Here is a 13,128-nt window from a genome sequence, read left to right as displayed (position 1 = left end):
TTGTCGATGTCTGAATATGTCGGGTTTAGCGGACGGCCGAGCCGAGATCGGCGCGGCGGTCGGTCATCGGCAGCACGATTACCTTGGTGCCGACGCTGACCCGCGAATACAGGTCGGTGACGTCCTCATTGGTGAGGCGCAGGCAGCCGGACGAGACGTGGGTGCCGATCGTCTCCGGCGCGTTGGTGCCGTGGATGCGGTACACGGTGCCGCCGAGATACATGGCGCGGGCGCCGAGCGGGTTGCCGGGGCCGCCGGCCATGTGGCGCGGCAGATAGGGCTGGCGGGCGATCATTTCCGGCGGCGGGGTCCAATCCGGCCATTCCGCCTTCTTGGTGATGGTCTGGGTGCCGGACCAGGTGAAGCCGTCGCGGCCGACGCCGATGCCGTAGCGCATCGCCTGGCCGCCTCCGAGCACCAGATAGAGATAGGTGTGCGGGGTGTCGATGATGATGGTGCCGGGCGCCTCGCGGGTCGGATAGGCGACGACCTGGCGGCGCAGGCGGGCGGGCAATTCGACGGAACGGTCTTCTTCCTGCGCCTGCGGCATCGACTGCACCGGAGGCTGCACGGCCTCGGTCGGCGGCGTCAGGATGAAGGGGAAGATCGGCAGCGGAGCGGCCGCAGCGGAATTCGAGAAGGCAACGGTGCCAATCGCCAGCGCACCGAAGGCGGCGGCAGCGAGACGTGCGTTCAGCTTGATGGAATTGAACATTGTCGACCCCTGTTGTTTGCGCCCTGCGCGCCAGTTCCGGCGCGTCGTTGGGTCAAACCAGTACAGGTGAGGCGTTTCAGGACGTTTGCACGAAATCGCCAAAATGGTTTCGTGCCGTTAGGGGTTTGTTTCGTCCGTGTTTCGTCGAACGGTTAAGGGCGGGTTGCCGGGAGGTGTCCCGTCCCAAGACATTTTTCCTGGCACGACCCTTGCTGTCCGAAGGCGTGGTTCGGAATGGAGTGGAAATCATGCCAGCGCCTTCGATCGGGAGCATGCTGGATCGGCAGAAAGGTTTTGGTCCCGGGTTCGATTTTCTCCGCGTTGCGCTCGCGATCTCGGTGGTCGCAGGGCATACGCCCTATGTTGCCACCGGTCGCGGCGATTCCGATCCGACGTGGATCCTCTGGTTTCCGCAATTTGCGATCCTCGTGATGTTCTTCGCACTGAGCGGATTTCTGATCGCCGCAAGCGGGCTGCGGCTCAGCGTTAAGGAATTCCTGATCAATCGCGGCCTGCGGATCATTCCGGCGCTTGCGGTCGAGATCGTGCTGTCGGCGTTGATCCTCGGACCGATCTTCACGACGCTGCCGCTCTGGGACTATTTCACCAGCGCCGCCACCTGGAAATATTTTACGAACGTCGTCGGCCTGGTGAATTACACGCTGCCGGGCGTGTTCAGCAGCAATCCCGCGCCGGAGGTCAACAGTTCGCTGTGGACCGTGCCGTTCGAATACGGCTGCTATGCGGTGATGGCATTCATCATGGCCCTGGGGCTGCTGCGCAAGCCGGTACTGATCGTGCTTGGCGTTGTCGTTCTGGTCGGCATCGGCTTTGCCGTGCAGATCACGGGGCATACCGCCAATCCGTCGCAACTCCCTCCCGGCGTTGCGGGCACGCTGTACGACAAGATCTTCAGCACGGCGCTGTTTCTCGGACGCGGTGCGAAATTGCCGGTCGCCTGTCTGCTCGCAATCGTGGTCTACCTCTACCGCGACCGCATTCCCTATGACGGGCGCATTCTCTCCGCCTGCTGCGCGCTCTGCCTCGGCGCCGCGCTGCTTGGGCCGGCGGCCTGGATGACCCAGCCCGTCCTCAATGCCGTCATCGCGCCGGCGCTGGTCTATATCACCGTGTTCCTCGGCGTCTCCAATCTGCCGCGGCTGCCGCTGTTCTCGAAGGGCGACTACTCCTACGGCATCTATCTCTATGGCTTTCCGATGCAGCAGGTGGTGAAAGTGTGGCTGCCGAATGCGTCGCTGATTGTCCAGTTCGGCGTCGCGCTGGTGCTGATCACGGCGTTCGCGGCGTTCTCCTGGCACTGCATCGAGAAGCCGGTCCTGAAGCTGCGCCGGCATTTCTCCTTCGTGGCGCGCCAGCGGCTCGAGCCGGACGAGAAGGTCAAACCGCTCGAGGGGATCGGACCGCTTGCGGTCAGCGTGAGTGGCAGCCGGAGCGCGCGATCTTCCTGACGGGAAGCGACAATGCCGGTGGCACTCAGAGGTGAATGTATCCGGCCAGTCCGTCCCACAGCAGCTTGGCCGCGGTGACGACGAGAATGGCGTAGCAGGCGCGGTACAGCGCGCGCTGGTCGAGGCGTTCGTGCAGCCGCCAGCCGGCCCAGACGCCGACCGGAACGGCCGGCACGCACAGCGCCATCAGCATCCACAGGCTGCGCGACGGCGTGGCGAGCACCAGCCAGGGACCTGCCTTCAGCAGGTTGCCGACCGTGAAGAACAGGCTGGTGGTGCCGGCGTAAAGCGCCTTCGACATGCCGAGCGGCAGCAGGTAGATCGCAAGCGGCGGTCCGCCGGAATGCGCGACCATCGTGGTGACGCCGGAGGAGAGTCCGGCGAAAGTGGCCTTGATCGTCGAGCGCGGACGCGGCTTGATCTCGCCGCCGCCGATGAACCACAGCGCGGCGAACACCAGCGTCACCATGCCCATCACGATCTCGACGGCATGCCGGTCGAGATCGCGCAGCACGAAATAACCAAGGCCGATGCCGACGACGAGCGCGGGCAGCAGCATCGTGAGGTCGACCCGCGACCATGTATTGGGACGCCAGAAACGCAGTGCCGTGATGTCCATCACGACGAACAGCGGCGCGAGCAGCGCGCCGGCCGCGATCGGATCCATCGCCAGCGAGAGCAGCGGAATGCCGACGATGGCAAAGCCGCCGCCGAACGCACCTTTCATGAACGCGATCAGGAAGACGCCGGCCAGCGCCACCGCGAGCACGAACGGCGCGGGCAGGTCAGCGATGATGGACGTGATCATGGTGTCGTGCGGAGCGTTGTGGCCGTGCTCATACATGGCCACGCGCGCATCCACGCGCAATCCAAACATTGCTCTCGGAGCACATTGCTCTCGGTGCAATCGGCGTGTGCGCGCTAGCCGGTGCGCATCCTCGGCACGCCCGGCCTGTCGCCGTTGATCACGGCACGGCGGTCGGAGACCGCATGATGGAATTGCTCGAGCGTCAGCCCGATCACCGACAGGTCGCCTTCCTCGATTGCGCCGTCGTCGTAGCAATCGAGCGCCTCGCGCAGCAATGCGTCGGCATCGCCCTGCATCGCCGCGAGCTGCTCCGGCGTCTCGGCGCTGCGTACCCGAGCGATCAGCGTCAGCAGATTGTCGCGATGGGTGATGTATTGCTCACGCTCGTCGCGCTTCACGTGGTGGCGCAGCCAGGCGCCAGCCGAGCCGAGGCCGGAGATCAGCAGGATGCCGCCCCAGATGTAGTCGGAGTATTTTTCGAGGAAGGTGCGCTCGGTGCCGTCGATATAGGCGGCAGCGCCCTGATGCGCCGGCAATGCCGCGTCCTTGTCGGTGTCCGGCTTCTCGATCTTGGCCGCCCCCGGCAGGTCGCGCGCGACCTGGACGCGCTGCGTAAACAATTGCCGGTCCAGCGCGCCGACGGTCGACTCGTGCAGGCTGTGCTGGGCGATGATCAGGTGATTGACGCTGACGGTCTCGACCTTGTCCACGGGGCGTGCCGGCGACGAAGAGAAGATGCTGCCGGCGATCTCTTCCGATTCGTAAAGCGGATGCTTCTGCGCGATCGCCTCCGAGACCTCGATGGGAATGAATTTCGGCTCGCCGCGCGCCGCAGCCGTCGCCGCGATCGCTTCCGCCGTCACCTTGCTGTCGAGCGGGCCGACGGCCATGTAGGCGTCGAGCGAAGGATCGCGCGCGAGGTCGGCGACCTTGTTGACGGCGAACTGGCTGATCGCGACCTTGTCGGGATTGACGCCGGACTCGGTCAGGATCACGCGCAGCAGCGTGACATTGGCCTGGGTGCTGCCGATCACGCCGACCTTGTGACCGGCAAGATCGTCGATGCTCTTGATCTTCGCAGACCGCTGCTTGCCCTTGCCGCCCGACGGTGCCCACAGCACGACGACATTCTTGCGCAGGATCGCAACCGACTCGGCGCTTGCCGGCAGGCTGAGATCGCCGCGCACCACCGCGAGATCGACCTTGTTGGCCGTGAACAGCGCGATGCTCTCGGCGGCGCCCTGCGTCGGGACCGGCTTCAATCGCACCGAACTTCCGTCGTGCGCAAACGCCTGCGCGAAGCCCTGGATGAGCCTGACGTCGTCGCTGCCGGTCGGGCCGACGGCGATCGTCAGCGTCACCGGACGCAGCGCATAGAACAGCGTGCCGGCGGCGGCGCCAAACACAAAGATGCCGACCGCAAGTATCAGGAGCGACGAGTTTCGCCGTCTGAGTCTGCGGCGTGTGGTGCCGGGATGTTCGCTCTGCTCTGACATCTCTCTGTCATGTTACACGAAAAACCGGCCGTTTGCCGTGAAAATCAACCTAACATTTCGATGACGTCATACGTTTGAAACATCCATGTCAGAACGTCGTGCGAGCAGAATCAAGATTAACGATTTGGGTCTCCTGCGATGCGCATACTCGTTGCGACCGATGCCTGGCATCCGCAAGTCAACGGCGTGGTCCGGACGCTGACGTCGCTCGCGCGCAGCGCCGAGACGCTTGGCGCCGAGATCGAATTCCTCACCCCCGACGGTTTCCGTTCGGTCGGCGTGCCGACCTATCCGGGGCTGCGGATGGCGCTGCCGAACCGCCGCGAGATCGCGCGCCGGATCGAGGAGGCCGCGCCCGAGGCGATCCACATCGCGACCGAAGGACCGATCGGTTGGGCGGTGCGCGGCTATTGCCAGCGCAACAAGCTCGCCTTCACCACGTCCTATACAACACGCTTCCCGGAATATGTTTCGGTGCGTACCGGAATTCCCGACAGCGTCGGCTACGCCGTGCTGCGCCACTTCCATGCCGCAGGCTCGATGACGATGGTCGCGACCGACTCGCTGCGGTCGGAGCTTGCCGAGCGCGGTTTCCGCAGGCTCGGCTTCTGGACCCGCGGCGTCGACACCAGGATCTTCAATCCGGATCAGCCGGCGGTGCTCGACCTGCCGCGGCCGATCTTCATGACGATGGGCCGCGTCGCGGTTGAGAAGAACCTCGATGCCTTCCTGTCGCTCGACCTGCCGGGCTCCAAGGTGGTGGTCGGCGACGGCCCGCAACGGGCCGCGCTGGAACAGAAATATCCCGACGCGATTTTCCTTGGCGAGAAGAAGGGCCAGGATTTGACCTCGCACCTCGCCGCCGCCGACGTCTTCGTGTTCCCGAGCCTGACCGACACATTCGGCGTCGTGCAACTCGAGGCGCTGGCCTGCGGCACGCCGGTCGCGGCGTTCCCGGTCACCGGCCCGAAGGACGTCATCGCGGATCATCCGATCGGCGCGATCGACAACGATTTGCGCGCCGCCTGCCTGCGCGCGCTGAACATGTCGCGCGCCGACTGCCGCAATTTCGCGTTGGAGCGTTCCTGGGAAAACAGTGCGCGTCAGTTCATCGGCAATCTGGCCACGTTGCAGCCGAGCCGCGCGCCGCGGCCCGCCCGTCGCGTCGCCGGCCGCAGTGCGGTTCCGAATTAACAGCTCAAATCGAACGAAAGACGAGAGACTATCTATGGCTGAAATCATCAAGCTGGGCGCTGACCGTTCCATGGACTTCGACCGCGAAACGGTCGAGCAGGCCTATGACCGCTGGGCGCCGATCTACGACCTCGTATTCGGCGGCGTGTTCAGCAAGGGCCGGCAGGCTGCGATCCAGGCCACCAACAAGATCGGCGGCCGCGTGCTCGAGGTCGGCGTCGGCACCGGCATCTCGCTGCCGCTCTATAGCCAGAACGTGCGCATCTTCGGCACCGACATTTCCGAGGCGATGCTCGAAAAGGCCAAGAAGCGGGTCACCGAGCAGGGCCTGAAGAATGTCGAGGGCCTCGCGGTGATGGACGCCGAGAAGCTCGAATTCCCCGACAATTCGTTCGACGTGGTGATGGCGCAGTACGTGCTCTCGGCGGTGCCGAACCCGGAAGCAGCCCTCGATGAATTCGCCCGCGTGGTGCGTCCGGGCGGCGAACTGATCATCCTGACCCGGGTCAGCGCCGATGCCGGCGTCCGCCGCTTTATCGAGCAGAAGCTGCAGCCGGTGGTGCGCCCGCTCGGGTTCCGCACCGCCGAATTCGCCTGGTCGCGCTACACCAAGTGGCTCTCCGGCGCGCGCGGCATGGAGCTCGCCGAGCGCCGCCTGATCCCGCCGCTGGGCCATTTCTCGCTGGTCCGCTTCCGCAAGGCGGATGTCGCCAAGGCTGCCTGAAGAGGCGGCCTGAGGCGGCCCAGCCCGCCGGTCCTCCCGGGTGAGGTGGCGCACAGCGCGCCGCGAACCGGGAGGCTACGATCTCCTCTGCCTCATCCCCGCAAATCTCCGGGATGAGGCGAGACCCTTCTCCAGTCGCGTCAAGGTGTCGCTCCGCATTGTCATATGTCATTATGATGATGTCACACGCGATACATCGAATCCCTGTAGATCCTGTCCCGAAAGATGTTGGGGGAACCAATGATCAAGAATTTTCTGCAAGAGCTGCGTACCCAGCGCTGGGATGACCATCGCTTCTACCATCACAGCCGGATCAACCAGAGCCTGCACTTCGTCAGCGCGCTGAGCTTTCTGTTTGCCTATGTGATGCTGTTCTTCGATCCGGTCGTGTCGGCGCTGGTCGGCTGGCTGGTCTCGATGACCTCGCGCCAGGCCGGTCACTTCTTCTTCGAGCCGAAGGGGTACGACCACGTCAACCAGGCGACTCACGAGCACAAGGAAGACATCAAGGTCGGCTACAATCTGCAGCGCAAGGTCGTGCTGATGGCGATCTGGGCGCTGTCGCCGATGGTGCTGTACTTCGACCCGACCCTGTTCGGCCTGTTCAAGCCCTGGGTCACGATGGGCGACTTCACCCGCCAGGTGGCCAAGATCTGGCTCGTGGTCGGCATCGGCGGCCTCTTGTTCCGCACCATCCATCTGTTCTTCATCCGCGACGTCGAAACCGGCCTCGTCTGGATGACCAAGATCGTCACCGATCCGTTCCACGACCTGAAGCTCTATCACAAGGCGCCGCTGTTCCTGATGAAGGGCGAGCTGATCGATCCGGGTCTCGAGAAGCACGTCAAGCACGCCTGATCGTTGCTCCCAGCGTCTTCCAACTGCGTGATGCCCGGGCTTGTCCCGGGCATCACCGTTCTTAGGCTACGGTGGATCATCAATTGTTGAGCGCTTCTGACCGCGCGCACACTTCACCTCGCCCCGCCTGCGGGGAGAGGCATAGGCCGCCTTTGGCGGCTGTCCGAAGTGACGCCGAAGCGAAGCTTCGGCTACGTCGCATCGCAGATGCGATCCGGGTGAGGGGGACTCTCCGCGAGTCCGTCTGTCAGCGAGATCGTGGAGAGTCTCCCTCACCCCGACCGTCTCCCCGCAAGCGGGGCGAGGGGGGGCGAGAGCTGTCCCGAATGTCAGCGCCCAAGCCTCACGGCGAGCATCTCTTTCAGGATCTGCCGCTTGATGTTCTTGTTGGTGAGACCTTCCTTGTGCCACCACCAGCCGTCGCGCTTCATGTTGTCGGACGCGGCGACGAAACGATCGGCCACCTCGGCGAAGTCGGCGTCGGTGTAGTTCAGCGTGAAGATCAGCCGGCCGGTGCCGACCCAGCTCAGCGCCAGCCCCTCGGCCCGCAGGTAGTATTGCAGCATCCAATTGTAGCGGGACGGCTCGGTGTAATAGACCGTCCAGATCGACGAGATGTTGCCGACACGAACCGGCAGGCCTGCGGCCATGAGCCGGTCGTTGAGCGCCTTGGCGCGGCCGTTCCAGGTCTCGTCCAGCCCGTTGTAGATCGAGCGGAAGTTCGGGCTGGCGAGCCGGCTCAGGAACTCGTCCATCGCCGTCATCACGTAAGGGTGCGAGTTGAACGTGCCGCGGGCGAAGCAGATGTCGGCGGGCCGGTCGTCGCGGAAGCGGCGCATCAGGTCCTTGCGGCCGCACACCACGCCGACCGGAAGCCCGCCGGCAAGGCTCTTGCCGTAGGTCGCCATATCGGCCTTGACGCCGAAATATTCCTGCGCGCCGCCGGCGGCGAGGCGGAAGCCGACGAATACCTCGTCGAAGATCAAGACGATGCCGCGCTCGGTGCAGACCTCGCGCAGCTTCTTCAGCCATTCGGTGTAGGCGGCGCGGTCGTACCGGGAGGAGCGCGAGGAATCGACCAGCGCGGAATCGCCGGGTGCGTTGCCGTTCGGATGCAGCGCCTGCAGCGGATTGACCAGCACGCAGGCGACGTCCTTGCGGGTGCGCAGCACGTGCAGGGTCTTCTCCGACATGTCGGCGAGCGTGTAGGTCTCGTGCGGCGACACCGGATTGCCGACACCCGGCTGCACCTCGCCCCACCAGCCGTGATAGGCGCCGGCGAAGCGGACGAGGTGCGTGCGCTTGGTGTGGTAGCGCGCGAGCCGCACCGCCTGCATCACCGCCTCGGTGCCGGACATGTGGAACGAGACCTCGTCGAGACCGGAGATCTCGCAGAGCCGCTTCACATTGTCGGCAATGATCGGGTGGTAGGGGCCGAGCACGGGGCCGAGCGCGTGCGCCCGCTTCTCACCCTCGGCGATGCACTCCTTGTAGAAGTCGTTGCCGAAGATGTTGACGCCGTAGGAGCCGGTCAGGTCGTAGGACACATTGCCGTCGAGGTCGGTGACGGTGACGCCGCGGGAGGCCTCGACGAAGGCCGAGGTGCCGAGATGCTCGCGCACCAGGCGGCTGTACTGGAACGGCACGCGGTAGCTTTCGGTGAACCGCAGATCAGAGATTCGCTCCGTCACCTCGGCGGTCAGCGCGCGGCCCTTGGGGTAGCGGTCCTGGTAGAGGCCGGCGAGGCGGAAGAAGCCGTCCTGGCGCTGCATCGCGATGTCCTTCGGCGCTCCGTCGGAGCAGAAGAACTGGTCGATGTCGAATTCGTAGTGCGGCACCATGCGCGCCACCATCTTGGACATCTTGGAATGTCCGGTCAGCGAGCGGTGCTTGGCGCGCGACAGCGCGATGCGGGCCTGAATTTTGGGGAAAGCTGCGGCGGCGCCGGCAAGCGCGGCGGCGGACAGCGAGAGAATCGGAAGGGATGTTTCCATGACAGAAGCGCTAGCCTCAGCACCTAACAAATTCATGACAGTCAAGGGCCTGATCTCGGCATTCACTCAGCAGGAAGACCTCAATTTCCTGCTAACCAACCGGATTCCGCGGGCCGCGCTGACCCGCTTCATGGGCTGGTTCTCCAAGGTCGAGAACCCCTTGGTGCGCGATGCCTCGATCGCCTGCTGGAAGCTGTTCTCCGACCTCGATCTGTCGGAAGCAAAGAAGACCGAGTTCAAGAGCTTGCACGATTGCTTTACCCGTGAGCTGAAGCCGGGTCTGCGCCCGGCGGCGGCCGATCCCGCCATCATCGCGAGCCCGTCGGATGCGATCATCGGCGCGCACGGCCGGATCGAGGACGGGCAATTGTTCCAGGTCAAGGGCGCGCCCTATTCGCTGCTCGATCTGGTCGGCGATCCCGCGCTGGTCGAGCAGCACCGCAACGGCCGCTTCGTCACGCTGCGGCTGACCTCGAGCATGTATCACCGCTTCCACGCGCCGTATGATCTTGCCATCGACAAGGTCACGTTCATTCATGGCGACGTCTGGAACGTCAATCCGATCGCGCTGAAGCGGATCGAGCGGTTGTTCTGCAAGAACGAGCGCGCGGTGCTGCGCGCCAAACTCCCGACCGGCGAGGCGCTGACGCTGGTTCCGGTCGCCGCGATCCTGGTCGCCAGCCTTCGCCTGCATTTCCTCGACATCACGCTGAACGCGCAGTCGCGGGGCCCGGTGGATTTCCCGTGTGACGCGCATGTGAAGAAGGGCGATGAACTCGGCTGGTTCGAGCACGGCTCGACCATTATCGTGCTCGCGCCCGACAATTTCGAGTTCTGCGACAATGTCGCCGAGGGAACGCGGATCAAATGCGGCGAACCCCTGTTGAAAAAGCCTGTGATTTGATCGCGCTTTTTCCGCGTGTCATTGTTTGAGCATGTTCTGCTTGGAAAAGCGGTTTCCACTTTTCCGGATCATGCTTTAGAATGGCTGCGATCGTCGTGCGACGATCCTAAATCGCAAACCTTTGGGATATGAGATGGCGCGGACGCCTGTTCTGGCGGCGGGAGGTATTGTGCTGCGGCGGGAGGCGCCGCCGCGCTTTGCCGTCGTGCGCCTGCGCAAGCGCAATGAATGGGTGCTGCCGAAGGGCAAGCTCGACGACGGTGAGACGGCGCGCGCCGCGGCCGAGCGCGAGGTGCTGGAAGAAACCGGGCACGACGTCGACGTGCACGAGTTCCTGGGCACGCTGGTCTATGATTCAGGCGGGCGCTCGAAGGTGGTGCATTACTGGCGCATGGATGCCGGCGGCAAGCCGGTGCGTGAATTGATGAGCGACGTCAGGGAAGTCGACTGGCTGCCGCTTGATGCGGCGTTGGAGCGGCTGTCACGCGGCTATGAACGCGCGTTCCTGGAGAATGTCGGCCCGATCGCGTTGCAGGCCGCGGCGAATGCCGAGCGCGAGCGGCGCGCGCGCTTGCGCGTTGCGGCCGCAGAGCGCCGGCGTGCGCGGCTTGCCGCGGAGGAGTTGGTCGCTGAAACGCCCGTCGACGCCGATATGGCTGCGGCCGCTGAAATGTCCGTGGTCGCTGAAGAGCACATAGTCACCGAAGTGCCCGCGGAGGCCGAGACGCCAATCGTCGTTGACGCACGGTCCCCGGTCGAGTCGCCGGTCATGGCGGAGGCGTCCGAACTCGCGGAGATGCCGGCGGTGGATGCCGGGCCGGACCGGCGCACCATCGCGCCGGAGCATAGCGCTGTGGATGGTCGCGAAGCGGCCGCAACCGAGCCTGTCGTGGAAGCGGCGGCATCCGACGCGTCGCGATCGGATGCGCGCGAGATCGAACCCGTTGCCGCGGCCGTTCAGCCGATCCCGCGCAAGAACCTGATCGAGCGCGTGCGCGACTGGCTGCGCCGCGCGGCGTGATCAACGGGACACTGCCTGCCGTCGCTCCGCCCGGGGCATGGCTGGCCGGGAAGCCTCGATTTGCTGCTGCAGGGCAACGCACTCGGCAACGCGCTTTGGCGAACCCAGCTCAGTTGCCAGCAGCCGTGCGGCATGAACTTCGGCCGTGGCGCCGCAAACGTCGCCGCGCTCGAGCTGGAGCCTGGAAATCTGCAGCCTCAAGCGCACGACCTGGACCCGCCCTTCGATGCTCGACCACAATTGGCGGGCGAGATGGAGATGCCGCATGGCTGCTTCATGATCCTGCCGCGCGAGGGCGAGGATCGCCTGCGCTTCGTTGGTGAGCGCGCGGATCGAGGGCATCGGCCAGCGAACCGGATTTCCCGAGAGTTCGCAGATCAATGCCTTTGCTTGGCCGCTCCGGCGCGTGTGTGCCGCAACCAGCGCCAGATGTGCGAGCAGGATTCCCCGCCGTTGCAATGTCCACCAGGTCTTGCCGATCAAGCTCCGTTCCAGGCCTGCATAGGCGGCTTCCGCTTCGCCTCTTGCGAGCAACAGCATGGCGCGGCCCGGCTCCGGGCACCAGCCCAGCGTGTAGGCCTTGTCGTAGGCGTCGAGCGCGGCGTCGTCATTGCCGGTCGCAGCCAGGATGTCGCCCAGCACCCGATTGGCATCGCCCATCGACCATGGTGCATCGCTCGTCAGCCGCGCCAGCGCGTCCTGGATGCGAGCCAGCGCTTCATCGAGCGAGCCCCTGATGCCGAGCACCTCCGAGCGATGCAGCTGGCATGAACCGGTCAATTCCATGCCGCTGCTCGAACAGAAATTCTGGTAGCTCCGTGTCCACTGGTCGGCCCGTGCCCAATCTCCGAACATCCGGGCGGCCCAGAGAATGTTGCAATAGAGGCTGCCGCCCATGATCGGGTCCAGATTGTTGCTGGACAGCGCGACCGCGGCGGCATGGTCCTGATCGGCCAGCCCGCCATGCGTATCGCCGAGGCACAGCCGATAGAAGCCGCGATAGGCCAGGCTCAGCGCTTCGACGTTGAGCGCATCCTTGTATCTGACGGACATGTAGGCGGCGTCGGCCAACGCGAGTGCCTGTTCGGGTTCGCCGTCGAACGCCGCCAGCTTCGACTTCATCCACAACAACAGGGCGGTCGTCGGAGGATCGTCGAGCTTTGAGGCCCAATCTTCCGCGCGCGCGAGCCAGCCCTTTCCGATCGCGGCCTGTCCGCTCTCGAAATGCAGACCCGAGAGCGCGATCGCATCGACCGCGGCTCCGGCGGCATCACCGGCCTCGCTGCGCACGGCGACCGCGCGAACCAGAATCGGAATCGCTGCCGCAGCTTTGCCCAGGCATTGCAGGGCGAGCGCCCAATCGTGCAGATCTCCGGCGCTCAGCTGACGGTCGTCCTTGGCACTCTCGAACAGGGTTGCGGCCTGCAGCCACAATTGCGCGGCCGCCGCGCGGCGGGCGAGTCCGAGGGTGGCGTCGGCCTGCTTTTCGGCGATCCGTTCCGGCTGCCTGATCTCGGAATCGACAAAGAAGCGATATCCCTTGCCCGGCAGGTTTCGAACCGCGCCGTCCATGCCGCCCTGGCGAAGCGCGGCGCGCAACGAACTCACCGCCCGCTGCAGCGAGTTGTCGGTGACCATGACGTCAGGCCAGACGGCTTCGAGGAGTTCTTCCTTGGAGATGACGCGCTCGCGGTGGCGGACGAGATAGACCAGCAAATCGAACACGCGCGGCTGCAATGGGATCTCTTGGCGCGCGCACAGCAGCACGCGTCCAGCTTCATCAAGCTCGAACAGTCCAAATGAGAATGCCATGTGTATAGGTCCGGGGTCGCCGGAAAAGGTTCAGGCAAAGATCAGACAATGATCAGCCCGCGGTAAGGACAGTTGGCGTCGACGGCGTCTATAGCTGACCATGGCCGCGATCACCGCAGCCCTGCGGTTCAAC

Annotated in this window: 11 protein-coding genes; 6 read left to right on the top strand and 5 right to left on the bottom strand. The window is 64.7% G+C overall.

Features of this window, described 5'->3' with window-relative positions; genetic code table 11:
- Positions 1 to 25: 25 nt before the first annotated feature.
- A complete protein-coding gene (locus FBZ93_RS29095; protein ID WP_146990720.1) occupies positions 26 to 715 on the bottom strand; it encodes a L,D-transpeptidase in 690 nt (229 codons plus the stop codon).
- 248 nt (positions 716 to 963) lie between these two features.
- Between FBZ93_RS29095 and FBZ93_RS29090 the strand changes: the two genes are divergently transcribed.
- Positions 964 to 2,184, top strand: coding sequence for an acyltransferase family protein (locus FBZ93_RS29090; RefSeq protein ID WP_246667692.1), 1,221 nt, complete (start codon positions 964 to 966; stop codon positions 2,182 to 2,184).
- A gap of 25 nt (positions 2,185 to 2,209) precedes the next feature.
- Here FBZ93_RS29090 and FBZ93_RS29085 read toward each other — a convergent pair whose 3' ends face one another.
- Positions 2,210 to 2,992 (bottom strand): sulfite exporter TauE/SafE family protein, encoded by a 783-nt coding sequence (locus tag FBZ93_RS29085; protein ID WP_146990903.1) that lies wholly within the window; start codon positions 2,990 to 2,992, stop codon positions 2,210 to 2,212.
- 113 nt (positions 2,993 to 3,105) lie between these two features.
- Positions 3,106 to 4,488: a TAXI family TRAP transporter solute-binding subunit gene (locus FBZ93_RS29080; protein ID WP_146990719.1), complete on the bottom strand. Its 1,383-nt coding sequence runs from the start codon at positions 4,486 to 4,488 to the stop codon at positions 3,106 to 3,108.
- Between the two features lie 138 nt (positions 4,489 to 4,626).
- Here FBZ93_RS29080 and FBZ93_RS29075 point away from each other — a divergent pair, with 138 nt between their 5' ends.
- The 3 genes from FBZ93_RS29075 (at position 4,627) to FBZ93_RS29065 (ending at position 7,264) form a co-directional block, all read left to right on the top strand.
- The gene (locus FBZ93_RS29075; protein WP_146990717.1) at positions 4,627 to 5,682 is read left to right on the top strand and encodes a glycosyltransferase family 4 protein; all 1,056 of its coding nucleotides are present in this window, start codon (positions 4,627 to 4,629) and stop codon (positions 5,680 to 5,682) included.
- Between the two features lie 34 nt (positions 5,683 to 5,716).
- Positions 5,717 to 6,406, top strand: a complete 690-nt coding sequence (locus FBZ93_RS29070; protein ID WP_146990715.1) for a class I SAM-dependent methyltransferase — start codon at positions 5,717 to 5,719, stop codon at positions 6,404 to 6,406.
- A gap of 240 nt (positions 6,407 to 6,646) precedes the next feature.
- Positions 6,647 to 7,264, top strand: coding sequence for a hypothetical protein (locus FBZ93_RS29065; RefSeq protein ID WP_146990714.1), 618 nt, complete (start codon positions 6,647 to 6,649; stop codon positions 7,262 to 7,264).
- Between the two features lie 329 nt (positions 7,265 to 7,593).
- On the opposite strand, the gene FBZ93_RS29060 is transcribed toward FBZ93_RS29065, so the two are convergent.
- A complete protein-coding gene (locus tag FBZ93_RS29060) occupies positions 7,594 to 9,258 on the bottom strand; it encodes an aminotransferase class III-fold pyridoxal phosphate-dependent enzyme (protein WP_146990712.1) in 1,665 nt (554 codons plus the stop codon).
- A 34-nt stretch (positions 9,259 to 9,292) separates the two neighbouring features.
- Here FBZ93_RS29060 and asd point away from each other — a divergent pair, with 34 nt between their 5' ends.
- Both asd and FBZ93_RS41995 read left to right on the top strand, forming a co-directional pair.
- Entirely contained in the window at positions 9,293 to 10,162 is an 870-nt protein-coding gene (gene asd / locus FBZ93_RS29055; RefSeq protein ID WP_146990901.1) for an archaetidylserine decarboxylase, read from the top strand.
- 133 nt (positions 10,163 to 10,295) lie between these two features.
- Positions 10,296 to 11,183, top strand: a complete 888-nt coding sequence (locus tag FBZ93_RS41995; protein ID WP_146990710.1) for an NUDIX hydrolase — start codon at positions 10,296 to 10,298, stop codon at positions 11,181 to 11,183.
- Here FBZ93_RS41995 and FBZ93_RS29045 read toward each other — a convergent pair whose 3' ends face one another.
- The gene (locus FBZ93_RS29045) at positions 11,184 to 12,995 is read right to left on the bottom strand and encodes a winged helix-turn-helix domain-containing protein (RefSeq protein ID WP_146990708.1); all 1,812 of its coding nucleotides are present in this window, start codon (positions 12,993 to 12,995) and stop codon (positions 11,184 to 11,186) included. It lies immediately after the preceding gene.
- Positions 12,996 to 13,128 lie beyond the last annotated feature (133 nt).

It is taken from the genome of Bradyrhizobium macuxiense, from assembly GCF_007993935.1.
Lineage (GTDB): Bacteria > Pseudomonadota > Alphaproteobacteria > Rhizobiales > Xanthobacteraceae > Bradyrhizobium > Bradyrhizobium macuxiense_A.
Note: the sequence above shows the minus strand (reverse complement) of the source record. Positions and strands in the feature narration are given on the sequence as shown.